General features: G+C 41.7%; 16 protein-coding genes. 7 read left to right on the top strand and 9 right to left on the bottom strand.

The window, feature by feature from the left end:
* Positions 1 to 69 precede the first annotated feature (69 nt).
* Positions 70 to 1587: an anthranilate synthase component I gene (gene trpE / locus C6N34_RS04890; protein ID WP_057177302.1), complete on the top strand. Its 1518-nt coding sequence runs from the start codon at positions 70 to 72 to the stop codon at positions 1585 to 1587.
* A 4-nt stretch (positions 1588 to 1591) separates the two neighbouring features.
* On the opposite strand, the gene C6N34_RS04885 is transcribed toward trpE, so the two are convergent.
* The 4 genes from C6N34_RS04885 to C6N34_RS04870 all read right to left on the bottom strand — a co-directional run bounded on the left by C6N34_RS04885 (position 1592) and on the right by C6N34_RS04870 (position 4779).
* Positions 1592 to 2215 carry a hypothetical protein gene (locus tag C6N34_RS04885; protein WP_006275752.1) on the bottom strand — a complete coding sequence of 208 codons (624 nt, stop codon included), beginning with the start codon at positions 2213 to 2215 and terminating at the stop codon, positions 1592 to 1594.
* Between the two features lie 93 nt (positions 2216 to 2308).
* Positions 2309 to 2659, bottom strand: coding sequence for a DUF1257 domain-containing protein (locus C6N34_RS04880; protein WP_006275753.1), 351 nt, complete (start codon positions 2657 to 2659; stop codon positions 2309 to 2311).
* A 156-nt stretch (positions 2660 to 2815) separates the two neighbouring features.
* A complete protein-coding gene (ycf46, locus tag C6N34_RS04875; protein ID WP_057177301.1) occupies positions 2816 to 4327 on the bottom strand; it encodes a stress-responsive protein Ycf46 in 1512 nt (503 codons plus the stop codon).
* A gap of 104 nt (positions 4328 to 4431) precedes the next feature.
* A complete protein-coding gene (locus C6N34_RS04870) occupies positions 4432 to 4779 on the bottom strand; it encodes a hypothetical protein (RefSeq protein ID WP_040007933.1) in 348 nt (115 codons plus the stop codon).
* A gap of 205 nt (positions 4780 to 4984) precedes the next feature.
* On the opposite strand from C6N34_RS04870, the gene C6N34_RS04865 reads away from it, so the two are divergent.
* Positions 4985 to 6139, top strand: coding sequence for an NAD-dependent epimerase/dehydratase family protein (locus C6N34_RS04865; RefSeq protein WP_006275756.1), 1155 nt, complete (start codon positions 4985 to 4987; stop codon positions 6137 to 6139).
* Between the two features lie 133 nt (positions 6140 to 6272).
* The gene (locus tag C6N34_RS04860; RefSeq protein ID WP_072149077.1) at positions 6273 to 7385 is read left to right on the top strand and encodes a glycosyltransferase family 4 protein; all 1113 of its coding nucleotides are present in this window, start codon (positions 6273 to 6275) and stop codon (positions 7383 to 7385) included.
* Here the strand turns inward: C6N34_RS04860 and C6N34_RS04855 are convergent.
* Entirely contained in the window at positions 7382 to 7672 is a 291-nt protein-coding gene (locus tag C6N34_RS04855; protein ID WP_006275758.1) for a DUF7219 family protein, read from the bottom strand. The genes C6N34_RS04860 and C6N34_RS04855 overlap by 4 nt on opposite strands.
* A gap of 204 nt (positions 7673 to 7876) precedes the next feature.
* Between C6N34_RS04855 and purC the strand changes: the two genes are divergently transcribed.
* The 4 genes from purC (at position 7877) to C6N34_RS04835 (ending at position 13121) form a co-directional block, all read left to right on the top strand.
* Positions 7877 to 8611, top strand: coding sequence for a phosphoribosylaminoimidazolesuccinocarboxamide synthase (purC, locus tag C6N34_RS04850; protein ID WP_115538328.1), 735 nt, complete (start codon positions 7877 to 7879; stop codon positions 8609 to 8611).
* Between the two features lie 63 nt (positions 8612 to 8674).
* Complete coding sequence (locus tag C6N34_RS04845) at positions 8675 to 10819, top strand: BamA/TamA family outer membrane protein (protein ID WP_236107415.1); 2145 nt, start codon at positions 8675 to 8677, stop codon at positions 10817 to 10819.
* Positions 10820 to 10862: 43 nt separating this feature from the next.
* Positions 10863 to 12401 carry a CHAT domain-containing protein gene (locus C6N34_RS04840; RefSeq protein WP_057177297.1) on the top strand — a complete coding sequence of 513 codons (1539 nt, stop codon included), beginning with the start codon at positions 10863 to 10865 and terminating at the stop codon, positions 12399 to 12401.
* Positions 12402 to 12494: 93 nt separating this feature from the next.
* Positions 12495 to 13121 (top strand): hypothetical protein, encoded by a 627-nt coding sequence (locus C6N34_RS04835; RefSeq protein ID WP_057177296.1) that lies wholly within the window; start codon positions 12495 to 12497, stop codon positions 13119 to 13121.
* 3 nt (positions 13122 to 13124) lie between these two features.
* On the opposite strand, the gene C6N34_RS04830 is transcribed toward C6N34_RS04835, so the two are convergent.
* From C6N34_RS04830 to C6N34_RS04815, 4 genes are all read right to left on the bottom strand, one after another.
* Positions 13125 to 14483, bottom strand: coding sequence for a PrsW family glutamic-type intramembrane protease (locus tag C6N34_RS04830; RefSeq protein WP_115538326.1), 1359 nt, complete (start codon positions 14481 to 14483; stop codon positions 13125 to 13127).
* 35 nt (positions 14484 to 14518) lie between these two features.
* Positions 14519 to 15001 (bottom strand): nitrate reductase associated protein, encoded by a 483-nt coding sequence (locus C6N34_RS04825; RefSeq protein WP_057177294.1) that lies wholly within the window; start codon positions 14999 to 15001, stop codon positions 14519 to 14521.
* Positions 15002 to 15073: 72 nt separating this feature from the next.
* Entirely contained in the window at positions 15074 to 15523 is a 450-nt protein-coding gene (locus C6N34_RS04820; RefSeq protein ID WP_006275766.1) for a phosphate-starvation-inducible PsiE family protein, read from the bottom strand.
* Between the two features lie 65 nt (positions 15524 to 15588).
* Positions 15589 to 17742, bottom strand: coding sequence for a molybdopterin oxidoreductase family protein (locus tag C6N34_RS04815; protein WP_115538325.1), 2154 nt, complete (start codon positions 17740 to 17742; stop codon positions 15589 to 15591).
* Between the last annotated feature and the right edge of the window lie 7 nt (positions 17743 to 17749).

Here is a 17749-nt window from a genome sequence, read left to right as displayed (position 1 = left end):
GGTAATTGGTAATGTAACAGTCTTTACTAGTTACCCATTTGAATTTATAAGTATATAAAACTTTAACCTATGATTTTCCCCGATTTTCAGCAATTTATAGAATTAGCTCAACAGGGTAATTTTGTCCCGGTTTATCAGGAATGGGTTGCTGATCTGGATACCCCTGTTTCCGCTTGGTACAAGGTTTGTGCAGGTCAACCCTATAGCTTTTTGCTGGAGTCGGTGGAAGGTGGGGAAAAGGTGGGACGTTATAGTTTATTGGGTTGTGACCCTCTTTGGATTTTGGAAGCAAGGGGAAACCAAACTACTCAAATCTATCGAGATGGAAGACGACAGGTTTTTCAGGGCGACCCCTTTAGGGTTTTGGCTGACTGTTTGGCACCCTATCATCCAGTGAAATTACCGGAGTTGCCTTCGGGAATTGGCGGTTTATTCGGGTTTTGGGGTTATGAACTTATTAATTGGATTGAACCAACAGTACCTATACATAGTCAGGATGATCGCTATATTCCTGATGGACTGTGGATGCAAGTAGACCATTTGTTAATATTTGACCAGGTAAAACGCAAAATTTGGGCGATCGCCTACGCTGATGTCAGGGAAGGTGTGGAAGAGAGTTACCAAAAAGCATGCAATTGTATTAAACAAATGGTAGAGAAATTATCTTTACCCTTAACGAAGGAAAACACCCAATTAACCTGGAAATCACCACAGAATAGACCCAAGGTGGATATTAAAGAGTACAGCAGCAATTTTACCCGGGAGCAATTTTGTGCCAGTGTGGAAAAAGCAAAGGAGCATATTAGAGCTGGGGATATCTTCCAAGTAGTAATTTCCCAAAGATTAGGGACAGAATATCGGGGGAATCCCTTTGAGTTATATCGTTCCCTACGTCAAATTAACCCTTCACCTTACATGGCATTTTTTAACTTTGACGATTGGCAGATCATTGGTTCTAGTCCAGAGGTGATGGTCAAAGCAGACAGAGATGATGAGGAAGGGGGGATAATCGCCACGGTGAGACCACTTGCTGGAACAAGACCCAGGGGTAAAACCACCAAGGAGGATGGGGAATTAGCAGCGGATTTATTAGCAGATCCCAAGGAAGTTGCTGAACACATTATGTTGGTGGATCTGGGACGTAATGATTTAGGAAGGGTTTGCCAAAATGGCACGGTTAAGGTGGATGAACTAATGATTGTTGAACGTTATTCCCATGTGATGCACATAGTTAGTAATGTGGTAGGTAAATTGGCGGAAGATAAAACCGCTTGGGATTTATTAAAAGCCTGTTTCCCCGCAGGGACAGTTAGTGGAGCACCAAAAATTCGGGCTATGCAAATCATTAACCAGTTAGAACCAACTCGCAGGGGAGTCTATTCAGGAGTATATGGCTATTATGACTTTGAAGGACAATTAAATACTGCTATATCTATTAGAACTATGGTACTAAAGGATGGGACTGTTAGCGTTCAAGCGGGTGCAGGACTAGTTGCGGACTCCCAACCAGAGAAAGAATATGAGGAAACTTTAAATAAGGCTAGGGGTTTATTAGAAGCAATTAGATGCTTGAAAGAGATTACCTAGTTACCTAGTTCAGCACGGGTCTTGACTCTACAATTCCCAGCAAGACCCCCATTAAACTCTCTAAATCATCTGGAATACGATACAACGAGATATCCTGGAAAATTTGTTGCTGCATTTTCTCTAACCGACCAAAACGCCAAGCATCACCAATGGTTACACAACCATAAAAAACATCGCCTGGTTCCACCTGAGAAATGGCAATTAATTCCACCGCCAACTGGGTAAAACCTCTGGTCAAATCGTCATTTTTAGCCTCAACCACGAGTAAACCAAGATTTCCCTTGAGAAAATAATCTAAATTGCCTTTTAACCAGTTATTCACGAATAGTGGGTATTCAATTCTGACCTGACACTGACAATAACGGGCCACTTCTAACAATGTAGGAGCTACTAAAACTTCTCGCCGTGCTGTTTCACTACTTAAACTTGCTAAGGTTAAATATTCCTCAATCCTTTGTTTTAACTCTTGTAGTCTTTCTAAACAACGATTACTTTTAGGTAAGTTAATATGTCTCCTTAACAGGTTATATCCTAATTCGGCTAGAATCTCATCAGCTTCATAGCACATTTCAAAATAAGACCTAAAGGTGTAGGATTGATTCTCTTGCAGAATTTTTCTACCAGCCATATTTAACTCAATTAACTCACAAAAGTGGTAAGAAAGCGGGCTAACCAGTTTGTGGTTAACCCGTTTATGCTTTGGGAACGCGCAGATAATTAATTATTGCAACACTAACTTAACATTAGCATTCTGCAAACCACGCTGTTTTACTTCGGCTAGGGTTTTGTTAACCGCGTATTTTTGGTTAATAGAGTTAATCAGCTCAGTCTGGTTGTGCTTCTTAGCAACGCCCCATAAATCAGCAATGAGGTCGAAAGAACCATCGCTATTACGAGACCAACCTAAATCGTACTCGCCTTCTAATACCGCAACAATGTCCGAACGTACACGCTGACCATTATAACCACGTACATCAGCCTCAGTTTTTACAGTAATACCTAGGTCGCTTAGGGAAGCTTTGAGAATTTCGGCATCAGTAATCTTAGTACGCAGAGTGCTAAAATGAGACATTTGGGTTTCCTCCAATAAGAAGATTGATGAGAAAAACGACAACGGTTTCTTTTTCACCAAAGCCGCATTAATCTGGGATTAATTGGGAAGCGGCTTAACTCGTAACCCGTTAGCCCGTGGACTAACCTTTCCCCTCTGGTTTACAGAGGAAAGCTTTTAAAACTCCAATCGCTGATACTCAGCTACGGAGGATGCTGCTGGTCTAGCACGCTGTCTGGCCCAGTCCCTTAAGGCTGTGACCTGTTCTTGCATCGTTCTTGACAACGGCAATGTAGACTTCAATGCAGCAATAATATCTAATTGGGTGAACTCCCGATCCTGAGCAAAGGCCTCATACATGGCTGCAATTATTGCCTGCTCTATTTCAGCACCGGAAAAACCATCGGACATCTTGGCTAGTTGCTCTAGGTCAAATCTAGCAATTTCCTCTCTTCTTTTGGTTAGGTGAATCCTAAAGATATCCTGACGTTCTTCCGGTGTGGGTAAGTCCACAAAGAAAATTTCATCAAAGCGACCTTTTCTTAAAAACTCTCCTGGCAACCTTTCTACTCGGTTAGCTGTTGCCATAACAAATACTGGAGATTTTTTCTCCTGCATCCAGGTCAAGAAGGAACCAAAAATTCTACTTGATGTCCCTCCATCAGAATCGCTAGACCCCGTACTACCTGCAAAGGATTTATCCAGTTCGTCTATGAATAAAATAGTTGGGGAAATAGATTCTGCTGTTTTTAAAGCATTACGCAAGTTCGCCTCGCTTCGACCCACCATGGAGCCATCATAAACCCTCCCCATGTCCAATCTTAAAATTGGCAATCCCCATAACCTGGAGGTGGTTTTGGCTATCAGTGACTTCCCGCAGCCAGGAACTCCTAAAATTAACATCCCTTTCGGTTGTGGTAATCCATACTCCCTCGCCCTCTCTGTAAAGGCGTTGGACCTCTGTTTTAGCCACTTCTTTAATTCCTCTAACCCACCTACCGCTTCGATAGTTTCATCTTCTTCAATGTATTCTAAAATGCCATTACGGCGAATTAGCTGTTTCTTTTCTGATAAAACTATATCAACTTCATCTTCCGTCAGCCTCCCACTCGTTACCTGGGCCTTTCGATATACTTTCTCGGCTTCGTCCTTGGTCAGTCCTAAGGCCGCTCTCAGTAGTTTCTCCCTAGCTTCGGTTGTTAAACGCCGCCCCCTATTCTGCTCCTGGTGGGCAGTGAGAACTTTACTTAACTCGGTCATGTCTGGCAGTTGGAAGTCAATAACAACAACCTCTTTCTCCAACTCTATCGGTACTTGTTGCATCGGAGACATTAAAATAATGTTCTTTTGCATACCTTTAAAACTGGCGATCGCATCCCGCAGGGATCTAGTTGTTGCCGGAGCATCAATAAAAGGATGTAAATCTTTAAAAATAAATATACCAGGTTCTTTCTGTCTAATTGCCCACTCAATAGCCGCCTCTGGTGACACGGTGTTGTGCTGGTTTGTACTCCTAGCCTGTCCGTATTCCACAATACCATGGGTTACAGTCCATACGTAAACCCGACGTTGGGATTTTAACGACTGGGCCATCGTATAAATTGCCTGCTCTGCCCGTTCTTCCTCGGAGGTCACAAGGTAGATTAAAGGGTATTGAGCTTGAATAAGTATGTTTAGCTCTTCTTTCATATCTATCGACCTACTTGAGACCTTATAGAAACACTACAGTTATAGTTATCAGAACAACAACGGAAAGGGTTAAAAGTTTCCACTCATCCATTCATAATTTTTAACTAGCAAGGTACTAATTCTTCCTCAGTCCTGGGATGGGTTTGACTTTCAATACACAGGTCATCTTGTCCAATAATTCCCGGTTGGCGACCCAAGGCTATTAATTCCCCATCCTTTAAAACTAGTGAACTTAGACAACTGGGACAGGGATAAACTCTGTGGGTTCCTCCGTAAATTGACTCTTCCAGTTCAGCTATCACCTCTGAATGAGCTAGATAGAAACTGATTGCTCGCTCTGCTAACCCTGACATCGTTTCTGAGTCCATAACTGAGCGAATCTTGAGCTTTCTGTGTAATTCGGGCGATAAGTGCAACGTTACTTTTTGTTTTGTTTCCTGCTTTGTGTGCATATTACTATTCAACTGTCCTACCCGGGTATGTAAACTACCTTATCTCTTATTTTTTTTCTTGTCAAGCCATCAAACCAGTTTAACGCCTATTTTGTTACATTTCTTAACAATGTTCATTTTGGGGAAATTAATGGGGTGGGGAATTCATAGCGCAGGATACAAAAATCTGATAGATTTAGCTATCAGCGAGTAAAAACTGGTAAAGATGAAAGTCCTGGTTATTGGTGGCGATGGATATTGCGGTTGGGCAACAGCTCTGTACCTTTCTAATAGAGGTCATGAAGTTGGAATTTTAGACAGTTTGGTGCGTCGGCACTGGGATAATACGCTTGGTGTTGAGACTCTAACCCCAATTGCACCAATTCAACAGCGTCTCCAGCGGTGGCAAGATTTGACGGGTAAATCCATCGACTTGTTTATTGGCGATATTACCGACTATGGTTTTTTGCACAAGGCGTTGCATGAATTTGAGCCAGAAGCAATAGTACATTTTGGTGAACAGCGTTCAGCACCATTTTCCATGATTGACCGTGAACATGCTGTGCTCACCCAGGTCAACAACGTAGTTGGCACATTGAATCTGCTCTATATCATGAGAGAAGACTTTCCCGATTGCCATCTAGTGAAATTAGGAACCATGGGTGAATATGGAACACCCAATATTGATATTGAGGAAGGCTATATTACCATTGAACATAATGGGCGTAAAGACACCTTACCCTATCCCAAGCAACCCGGTTCCATGTATCATTTAAGTAAGGTTCATGACAGTCACAACATTCACTTTGCTTGCCGAATTTGGGGTTTGCGTGCAACGGACCTAAATCAGGGCATTGTCTACGGTGTGATTACCGAGGAAACCGGATTAGATGAGCTGTTAATTAACCGCCTTGATTATGATGGGGTATTTGGCACAGCACTGAATCGCTTTTGTATTCAAGCTGCTGTGGGTCATCCCCTGACGGTTTATGGTAAAGGTGGACAAACTCGGGGCTTTTTAGACATTCGCGACACAGTGCGATGTATTGAATTGGCCATTGTCAATCCCGCCCAACCTGGGGAATTTCGTGTGTTTAACCAATTCACAGAATTGTTTAGCGTTGGTGATTTGGCCTTAATGGTGAAAAAAGCCAGTTATGCCATGGGACTAAACGTAGAAATTGATCACATTGACAATCCCAGAATTGAGAAGGAAGAACATTACTTCAATGCCAAAAACACCAAATTATTAGACTTGGGCTTACAACCCCACTATCTATCAGATTCCCTACTGGATTCTTTGTTAAACTTTGCTGTTAAATATAAAGGGCGAGTTGATAACAAACAAATTTTGCCCAAGGTCTCTTGGCACAGGAAATAACTGACACCTTGCCACTAGGCACAAAAAAACAAAGCTAGGATGGACAAGGTTGGGGGTAGAGTCCGAAAATTCTATAATACATGATATTAAGATATAAATGTTGAGAATACTGACAGTATCCCCCACCTATTTTATGAAAATTGCCCTATTCACCGAAACTTTTTTACCCAAGGTTGATGGCATTGTCACCCGTCTATCTCACACAGTTGACCATCTGCAACGAGATGGACATCAGGTTATGGTGTTTTGTCCGGAAGGAGGTATTAAAGAATATAAAGGAGCAAAAGTGTATGGAGTTAGTGGTTTTCCCTTACCCCTTTATCCAGAGTTAAAATTAGCACTGCCTCGTCCTGCTATTGGTCATGTATTACAACAGTTTGCTCCCGATCTAATTCATGTGGTAAATCCAGCAGTTTTAGGGCTATCAGGTATTTTGCACAGTAAATTGCACAAAATCCCTTTGGTAGCCTCCTATCATACACATCTGCCTCAGTATTTACAACATTATGGACTAAGCGTACTAGAAGGGCTACTGTGGGAGTTACTCAAGATTACTCACAATCAAGCAGCTTTAAATCTGTGCACCTCCACAGCTATGATTGAGGAGTTGGCGGCCCATGGAATAGAAAGGCTGGATTTGTGGCAACCGGGGGTAGATACAGAACTCTTCCATCCTGATTTAGCCAGTCAGGAAATGCGCTCCTACCTATCCCAAGGTCATCCAAACAGTACTCTGCTATTGTATGTAGGTCGCCTTTCAGCAGAGAAAGAGATCGAACAAATTAAACCCATTTTAGAAGCCATTCCCCATGGACGTTTAGCCCTGGTGGGGGATGGACCCCATCGACAAAATTTACAAAATCACTTTGCCCACACTAATACCCATTTTGTGGGTTACCTCAAAGGTCAACAATTGGCCTCAGCCTTTGCTAGTGCCGATGTGTTTGTTTTTCCCTCCCGTACGGAAACCCTGGGATTAGTATTATTAGAAGCCATGGCTGCAGGTTGTCCAGTAATCGCTGCTCGTTCTGGGGGGATTCCCGACATCGTCACTGACGGTGTCGATGGTTATCTTTTTGACCCCAATGCCCCTATTCAACAAGCTATTGACCTCACAATTAAGTTGTTAAGAGAAAAACAGGAGATTGCCGCTATGCGTAGTAATGCCCGTAAGAAGGCAGAGCAAATGGGTTGGTCTGCTGCTGTAAGACAACTACAAGAGTACTATCAGAGAACATTAAATTAAGCATCAGATTCACTTTCCGGTGGGAAACTTTTACCTATTCTGAGTTGTTTCTTAGAGCGTTTTAATTGTTTCCATAGAGACTTGATTTGTTCATAAGCATCCTCAGGGGGAAGTTTACCACCGGTTTCTAAGTTACAAATATAACTAACTCTCTGAGCAAACTCCTGGAGATTGGCATTAAAAACCAGATTTTCAGGTTGTACATGACCATAGTAGCGACCACGGGGATAGAGGAAGTCATCTTTTTTGTCCACTATTTTTTTCTCCATATACTTAATTAATCCCATGCTTTCTCAAACAAAATGACGGACAAAGGCTCTTATGCGTATTTTTTTGGTAAGAAAATGCTAAACGTTAAACTAGGATTATGACAAATTTTTTTAGTTATTGGTTAGATTGGCTAATTAGTTTAGTTAATTTGGCGTATAACCAAATCAGATCATAAAATAGTTAAGCTCAAAAACATAGCTCTGGGAAAATAATCTACCACCATGTCTGTTAACACTAATAACAAGCTATACGAAGGTAAAGCCAAAATCATCTACACCACAGAAGACCCACAGGTTTTATTGGCTGAATTTAAAGACGATGCAACCGCATTTAATGCGAAAAAACGAGGTAGTATCCAGGGGAAAGGCAGTATAAACTGCACCATTTCCAGTAAATTGTTTCTCCGCATGGCACAGGAGGGTATAGAAAACCATTTTATTGACAGTCCAGGTGCTGGAAAAATGAGGGTAAAAGCCTTGAAAATTTTGCCCTTGGAAGTAGTAGTGAGAAATATTGCAGCTGGGAGTCTTTGTCAACAGACGGGAATAGAGTTAGGCACAGTATTGGAAAGACCTCTAGTGGAATTTTACTATAAGGACGACAAACTAGGGGATCCCATGCTGACCAGGGAGCGCCTTTCGTTGCTGAAATTAGCCACGGAGGAACAAGTAGGGCAAATTATCCATCTAGCATTACAAATCAACACTTTTCTCCAGGATTTATGGCAACAGTGTAGTATCACTTTAGTGGACTTCAAACTCGAATTTGGTTTAGACCAGCAACATAAACTGTTGTTAGCGGACGAAATTAGTCCTGATACCTGTCGTTTATGGGATATGTCAGAAGTAGATCCTATTCATCGCGTCCTAGATAAAGACAGATTTCGTCGAGACTTGGGTAAGGTGGAAGATGCCTACCAAGAAGTTTTGACCAGACTGCTAAAAGTTATACCTTAGGTTAACCCAGAACTTAACAAGAGCTAGTAATGACTAAATTAAATTGTGTGTGGTGGTTAAAAGATGAGTAAAAAACATTTATCTCCTGTGCTTTTGGTAACGGTAGCTATAGCTGCCAGCTTGGAAAGTTCCTTGAGTGCTAGTGGACAAACGCCTAGTCAATCTCAACAGTTACTAGATGGAGTCAATACTAAAGCAAGCCAGTTATTATCTAGCAATCTATATAGTGTTAAAGGTGAGACTTTCATTGGCCAAACAGCACCAGTAGATCCTAATAGCAATGGGAATGCAGTAGATAATAATCAACCTGATGGTCAACCAACTAATCCTAATAATACAGAACAACCAACAGAAACAGCAGAACCTAGAGTATTAATTTCAGAAGTGGTGGTCAAGTCAGCGGTTGGACAACTCCCATCGGAAATAGAAACCCAAGTTTATCAGGTTATTCGTACTAAAGCTGGACAACCTACAACCCGGTCACAATTACAAGAGGATATTAACGGAATCTTTGCCATTGGGTTTTTTACTAATGTACAAGCAGTTCCAGAAGATACGCCATCAGGTGTTAGAATAACTTTTGTAGTTAGTCTTAATCCCGTACTTAGCAAAGTAGAATTAGATGCCAATCCCGGCGCTGGAGTGGCTTCTGTTATACCTGCTGATACCGTGGATAAAATCTTTAGTCAGCAATATGGTAAAGTAATTAACCTACGTGATTTGCGAGCTGGGATCGCGCAATTAACCAAAGAGTATCAAGACAAAGGTTACGTACTGGCCAACTTAATAGCAGCTCCCAAAGTTTCTGAAACAGGAGTGATCACCTTACAAGTAGCTGAGGGAATAGTAGAAAATGTCCAGGTTGCTTTTCGTAATAAGGAAGGCCAAGATGTGGACGAGAAAGGTCGACCCATTCGGGGAAGAACAAAAGACTATATTATCAAGCGGGAAATGCAATTAAAACCCGGTCAAGTGTTCAACCGCAATATCGTCCAAAAAGACCTACAAAGGGTTTTTGGACTCGGTTTATTTGATGATATTAATGTCTCCCTTAACCCGGGAACAGACCCTAGTAAAGTTGTTGTTGTAGTAAATGTGACTGAGCGCAATAGTGGTTCCATTGCCGTAGGCGGAGGTATTAGTTCTGCCAGTGGATTATTTGGTACCATTAGCTACCAAGAACAAAATCTATCAGGTAGAAACCAAAAGCTGGGATCGGAACTGCAAATTGGACAACGAGAACTCTTATTTGACTTGCGATTTAGCGATCCTTGGATTGACGGCGATCCCTATCGTACTTCCTACACAACCAATGTTTTCCGCCGTCGTTCCATTTCTTTGGTGTTTGAAGGTAAAGACAGCAACATAAAAACCTTTAACCTTGATAATACTACTGATGTAAATAGTCAGGCAACCCCCCGCATTGCCCGCTTGGGCGGCGGAGTTTCTTTTGGTCGTCCCCTTTCTACCAATTTATACGAGAATCCAGAATGGTTTGCCTCCCTAGGGTTGCAATATCAAAGGATTTCTAGTCGCGATGGCAATGGTAATATTAGACCCCAAGGGGCAATTTTTGATGACAGTGGCAATCGACTCAGCCCAACCATTCCTCTCACCCAGTCCCCCACCGGTGAAGATGATTTGTTCTTATTACAACTCAGCGCCCAAAGCGATCGCCGGAACAATGCAGTGCAACCAACCAAGGGTTCTTACCTGCGTGTAGGACTGGATCAATCTGTACCTATAGGGCAAGGTAGTATACTAATGTCTAGGGTAAAGGCCAACTACAGTCAATACGTACCCATAAAACTTCTGGGATCTAAAAATCCAGAAACCCTTGCTTTTAACCTGCAAGGGGGTACAATATTAGGTGATTTACCACCTTATGAAGCCTTTAGCCTGGGGGGAAGTAATTCCGTGAGGGGTTACGATGAGGGTAAGTTAGCAGCGGGACGTACTTATGTCCAAGCGTCAGCAGAATATCGTTTCCCCATATTCTCGGTGGTTGGTGGGTCTCTATTTTTTGATTGTGGTACTGATCTGGGCAGTGCTACCAGAGCAGCTGAAATCCTCAATAAGAATGGGAGCGGTTATGGTTATGGCTTGGGATTGCGTATTCAGTCACCACTGGGTCCTATTCGCATTGACTATGGTATAAGTGATGGAGGTGATAGCCGCATCAACTTTGGTATAGGGGAAAGGTTCTAATGGCAGAAATCTATAACTAGTTGCGTTGAGATTAAACAAATCGATGTCTTGCCTGAGTGTATCTATCGCCCGTTTAGTTAATAGTGGACCGAATAACTTTGCCGTTTGGGTAGTGAAAGCTCCCTATCCCAGCGGTTACGTTTTGCGTGACTGTGTTTTTCCACCTCAACTTGCTGAAATTTGGATAGAATGGCAGCAAATGTTTGGTGGTTTTGTAGACACCCATCACCTGGGGAAGGGATTGGTTGGGTCTGGGATGGGACAAACCACTGGTTCCTATAGTAATCGGTTAATGCAATCTTTAGGGATCAGTTTATGGCGTTGGCTATTTGATGGAGAAATTCTGAGCAGTCTAGAGCGCAGTCGTGGTCTAGCTATGGGGAGCAATAAGAGATTGCGGTTGCAATTGGAAGTTCGTGAACCTGATTTGATTGGTTTACCATGGGAAATTATGCAACCGGAAGCGGGTCATTCAGCAGTTTCCCTCAACCAAGAGGTTTTGTTTAGTCGGACTATCAATCAGGTTGAACCAATAGCAAATTTATCAGCAGATTCCTCTTTAAACGTGTTGTTGGTTTTGGGGTACAATGGCAATTTGGAATTGGAAAAAGAGGCTACCATTCTGGAGAAAATCCTCCTAGAATCCAGTTCTCTTGGTGGGTATTACATATCAAACTGTTTGGTCAAAAAGCTATTACAACCCACACCAAAGCAGTTGATACAAGAACTGGAAACTAAGGCATATAATGTGATTTTTTATGCAGGACATGGTTTGCCCAATCCTGATGGCGGGTTGTTGTATTTGACAGAGGAACAGTCCCTTAATGGCATAGAACTGGGTCAAGTGTTAGCTCGTAGTAAAGTTAAACTAGCAGTATTCAATGCCTGTTGGGGTGCCCAACCGGCAGTTCGTGATAAAGCAATACCTACTAGTAGTTTGGCAGAAGTTTTAATTTGTCATGGTGTGCCCGCAGTTTTAGCCATGCGTGACCAAATTGCTGATGAGGAAAGTCGTAGTTTTATTCAGGGTTTTACTCAGGCATTGCGCATGGGTGAAGCGATTGATGCAGCTGTAGCAGTGGCTAGACAAAAGTTATTAGCTATTTACAAGTTTAATCAGCCAGCATGGACTTTACCGGTTCTCTATCTACACCCAGATTTTTCAGGTCAGTTGATTAAAAGTGTTGATGAGGGAATTACAGAATTGCCAGATCTAAGTACTGGAATAAATGTTCCCCAGTCTAGTGCTGTTTTGCGCTCACTTTCCCCCCAGGGTCAAAGTTGCTCTATGCGTTCTGATGTGACTCGCATTGGTCGCACTAAGGATAATGATCTTGTGATTCCTCAAGGTTATGTTTCTAAGCACCATGCAGAAATACTTTGTAGAACCGTACTGGATGGTTCTCAACCAGTTGTTACTTACTATTTACAAGATTGCTCTACCTACGGAACAACTTGGTATTTAAATGATTATGGTTGGCAACGGGTTTTACGGGAGGAGGTGGTGTTAACATCGGGAATGAAGTTAAAGTTTGGCAGTGCGAAGGGGGAAACATGGGAGTTTCTGATTTTTGATGATTAGGGGAGATTGTTTTTGTTGTTTTTACGGAAATTCCTAGCTGCTAACTGTAGCTCCCTGTAATACCAATTATGCGGATGAAGTTTGAGGCCCAATATGACTGATAATACAGGTGATTTAGATAATCGGAAACCTTTCCTTCCCTCCGTGGATTGGGAATTGTTGACAGCAATATTAGAACCGGAAGATGAAACTTATCCTTGGAATCTCGCAACTGATCAAGCAGATGATTATTTTCAAAAACTAGCAGCACCACTCCACTGTGACCCACTGTTGATGGAAAGTCTCGACCAGCAAGGGGAAAATTTCTATAATTCTCTTGACCAGATCTGGACTCAGGTTTATAACTCTAAAGCTGACCGTGATGAAAGACCACGCACTACCCTAAATGATATTTTTGGTACGTTTGTTCCCTCCCACTGGCTTGATCAGATTATGGAAGCAGCAAAGAAAACTTTCTATGATATGGAACATTCTACCAGTGAGAAGATTGTGGGTTGTGTTCAATCTTTGTTACCTAATTGGGATATGGAAGACCTATTAGTTTTGGCACGTCCTATTGCTTACTCCATGAGAAGTGATTCACAGGAGAAATCAGACCACAACTTATCAAATCGCAATTGGACTGAATTATCAGAGATAGAACGGGCAAAGATTTGTTTAGTAGTGGCTGACTATGCCTTAAAAGCAGTTTCTACCCAAGCAGCAGAAAATGGGGAGTAGTATTTATTTGGGATCCAGAAACCGGGTGGCAAAATTATGCGATCGCGTAGGTGATAATGCTCGAGCTTTGAGGATAGCAGCCATCAAAAAAGCATAGGACAAAACACCTACAATTACTAATAGTAGGGCATTAATGGAACCGGTAGCATTCCAGAGAGCGTGGAGAGCGGAGGCGGTGAAATAACCAACACCCAGGATTTGCCAACTCATGCGGGGTTTGAGGGTGGCCAAACCGATGAAATAGCCCAAATATCCACTATAGGCCATGTGTCCAGCTACGGAACCCAAAATCCGGGGGATAAGTAACTGTAAACCGATCAGTTGACCAGTACCTACTCCCGACTGCTGGCTAATGTTTTGGGTGATTACTGGAACATATTGGCCAAGGGTTTCTAATAAAGTAAACCCTACTGCTGATGCAGTCCCCAGGAGAATGCCATCTAGTGGTTCCCCAACCCCAATCCTTTCCCTCCAGGGGGATGGTAGGGATTTGCCTAAAAAATAGGCGCCTATTACCGGTAGGGCCTTGAGTAGTTCCTCCATTAACCCAGCTCCGAAAAACATTCTGATCAATAATTCTGTGAATGTGTCACTACCGGAGGGTGATATACTACCAGGGAGAATTTCTCGAAAAACAAATATAAATAAATCTAATAGTGGACTGACTAAAATCAACATGGTACTGAGCGCCATGGCCATAAGTATCCACCATGGTTTTTGTTTGCCACAAAGTTGATAAACGAAATAATAAGCGGCTGATCCAATATAAGAACCGACAATTACTTGATTAGCTTGGGGATAACCTACAGTAGCAAACATTAACACGACAAAAATAACTGTTAGTATTCCTGGTATAAGATATGCTTTGCGGGTTAAGTCCTTACCTGTGGAAATTATAGGAAATAACTGGGTGAAACTAACTCCATCATGCTTTGATTGTTGTTGAGTTGTCTTTCCTGGTACTATAACTGTAGCTGGGTTAACTGGCACATTTCTAGAAACAGGTATGGTTTCACATTCAAAGACAAATTGAGGACCATCATAACCCAAAGAAATGCGATCGCCATGTTGTAGCTCTTGAGGTCCCCGCAGTAGTTGTCCATTGAGAAAAGTGCCATTAGCGCTGTTTAAATCACAAAGAGTCCAGGTGAACTTACTTTCTGGAGAGAGGGGACGAACAACCGCATGACGACGGGAGACCATTCTATAGGTTATAGCGTCCAAGACAACCTGACAACCGGGGTCACGTCCCATGACCATTTCCTGATGGGAAAGCAGTGGGTAGCGGGATTCTGGACTAGAAACCGCCTCACTAGACACCAGTCTCAAAAATGCATTCTGTCTTGGGTTTTTGCCTATCATTTACTTAGCGGTTGATGAGAAGGTTGTTGGCTTATTCATTTAGTTATCAGCGAACCTGTGGGCGGATCCAAATGAAATTCCGCCATTGCTCTAGGAAAATTTTTATTTTCATGACTGGGTAGACTTAACTTGACCAGTACAAACCTTTGTAACGGAGTTAAATCTTGCCACTGCTCCAGGGTGATCGTAGCACCTATGGTCTCTAATTTTTCAATAAGTTGTTTAGGTAGAGTGGTAGAATCTAGCCATGGGGGATGGGGATCTGTGGGAAGCAAAGAGGGATAGGTTCCTGTGTATTTAAAAACTAATTCCCTTAAATAGTTTTGGTAGTTTTCTATTTCCCCTGGTGTGAAGCAGGGTAATGTAACTAGATTATCACGTTCTGAGAGACTAATCTGATGCCAATGAGCCAATTTTAGTTTAATTCCACATGTATCCAGCTTATAACGGACTACCATGGGTATACAACGAAGGGTGGCTAGAAAATCAGCTTCAAAGTGAAAAAACTCGGTAGACATAACAGCAAATTAGGGTCCTACTAGATTCTGGGGTAAAGGGAGCGAAAAAGTTGGTAAGGTCTTGTTATTCAACTAACTTTTACGACGACTTTGGATAATTAGATAGCTAATAGATAGAGCTAGTATAGCAATCCCCAACCCAATGATATCAATTCCTGTCACTTTTTCCAAGTCTAAGATAATGATTTTTCTAGCAACAGCAATTAAAGAAGTAATAATCACTAATTCTACTTGAAAAACATGCTTTTGTAGGTAGGCCGTAATATTTTCTAAAATTTCTAAAGCAATGAGAATATTTAAAAACAAACCAAATATCTTAAACAAAATAGTATTAAACTTGCCATAGGGAGCATCAAATAACTCTTTAAGCAGAAAAACTGTTAAGTCCGCAATGGCCACAAGGATTACCACCACCATTAAAATAGAAAGAACCTTAGAAACTATCACCACAATATTTTCAATCAAGTGCATGAAATTATCATCACTGGTGAAAGTTTTAAGTTGCCTAAAAAACCTTTTCATTGGATTTACGATACCCCATCAAGTCAACAAATCACCCAGTATTTTACCACTGGATAGCACTTTCTCTAAGATTGAATGGGAATTATGGGAATTAACTGTACAGCACAGGCTTTCAATTCTGGCTGAAAAGAATCTGGACAAGACGAAGAATGAGTAAGGGCATTAGCTTCAGAATTTTCTGACCATAGTTTACCCCAATGCATAGGGACAAAAACAGTACCAGGGGAGATAGTCAAAGTGATTTTAGCAGGAAATTCCGCTGCACCACGACGGGAACGAACCATCACCAACTGATGATCAGCAAGCTGTAGCTTGAGCGCATCACGGGGATGAATTTCCAAAAAAGGCTCAGGGTGCATTTGACAAATCTTATCAATTCTACCTGTGCGTGTTTGGGTATGCCAATGGCCATATAATCTTCCTGAAGTGAGAATAAAGGGATATTCAGGGTCTGGAGGTTCAGCTAAACCCCGAGAAAAACATGCTGCAAACTGAGCCTTGCCATCATGAGTATAAAAACGTAAATCTGTATATAATCGTTTAACTTCCTGATAATTATCTTGAGAAAAAGGCCAATGAGTTGGACCATTAGCAGTTAGAAACTCATAACTTAAACCCGACATATCACAGGGACGATGACGAGTTAATTGGACAAATTCCCGATAAACCTCACTAGAATCCTGAAAATTAAACTGATGTGAAAAACCCAACCTCCTACCAACTTCAGCGAAGATTTCCCAATCAGACTTAGCCAATTGTGGAGGATTTTTAAAAGCAGAAGATAGGGTAATTCGACGTTCCGAATTAGTCATCACCCCAGTTTTTTCACCCCATTGAGCAGCGGGTAATAAAAGATGAGCATAGTTAGCAGTTTCCGTGGGATAATAGGCATCCTGATAAATAGTAAAAGGGGATTGTAACAATGCTTTTTTAGTTCTTTCTAAATCTGGCATACTTACAGCTGGATTAGTTGCTGCTATCCATAATAGCTGCACATTACCAGACTCTAAAGCCATAATCATTTCCCACACATTTAACCCAGGAATAGGTGAAATTGTACCTGGTTTTAAACCCCAAAATTCCTCCACTTCTAACCGATGTTGTGGATTTTTAATTAATCTGTATCCGGGTAATAAATGTGCTAAACCACCCGCTTCCCTACCACCCATAGCATTAGGTTGACCCGTTAAAGAAAAAGGACCTGCACCTGGTTTTCCCACCTGTCCTGTGAGGAGATGTAAATCAATAATACTCCTTACCTTAGCAGTCCCTTCAGAAGATTGGTTCACCCCCATTGACCATAAAGAAAGCACAGATTGGGCTTGACCCCAATATTTAGCAGCGGTTTCTAAATCTGCCAAAGAAATACCACATCGACTGGTAACAAGATCCGGAGAATAATAATTAATGACTTGGATATAATCTGCAAAATTGCTAGTATAATTATCCACAAAATTTACATCCCAAGAATTCCATTTCACCAATAGATGGGCAATACCATTCAACAAATCAATATCAGTACCTGGAACAATGGCTAAATGTAAATCAGCTGTTTTAGCAGTGGAGGTGGAACGGGGGTCAACCACCACCATTTTCACGTGAGGATTTTTCTTATGATATTTAGATAACCGGTTAAAAATAATGGGGTGGCATTCTGCAGTATTAGTACCTATTAAAAAAACGCAGTCAGTTAATTCCAAATCGTCATAACAGCAAGGAGGTCCATCAGCACCAAAACTTTGGAGATATCCAGATACCGCACTAGACATACAAAGACGGGAATTAGCATCGAAGTTATTAGTTCCTAAACAACCTTTAAGTAATTTTTGGGCAATGTAATAATCTTCAGTTTGAAACTGTCCAGAACCATACATACAGATAGATTCTGGACCGTGAGTAACTAAAGTTTGTTGAATATGATTTGTAATGATAGTGAAGGACTCCTCCCAGGAAATCAAGCGAAAATCTTGTGTTAAAGATTCTCGAAACATGGGATATTGCAATCTATTTTTATATATTGCTTCTGCAACAGTTGCACCTTTAACACATACCATTCCTTGACTAGAGGGATGAGATTTATCTCCACGAACACGCCAATTAACAGTTTCTTGATCACCCGTATTATCCGTAGTGAAACTTGGATGTTGGGTAGGGGAAGAGACTTCTAGTCCACAACCCACACCACAATAGGGACAAAGTGTTTTGATAAATTCGGTCATATTGGTG

The organism is Cylindrospermopsis raciborskii Cr2010 (genome assembly GCF_003367075.2).
GTDB classification, from domain to species: domain Bacteria; phylum Cyanobacteriota; class Cyanobacteriia; order Cyanobacteriales; family Nostocaceae; genus Raphidiopsis; species Raphidiopsis raciborskii.
Note: the sequence above shows the minus strand (reverse complement) of the source record. Positions and strands in the feature narration are given on the sequence as shown.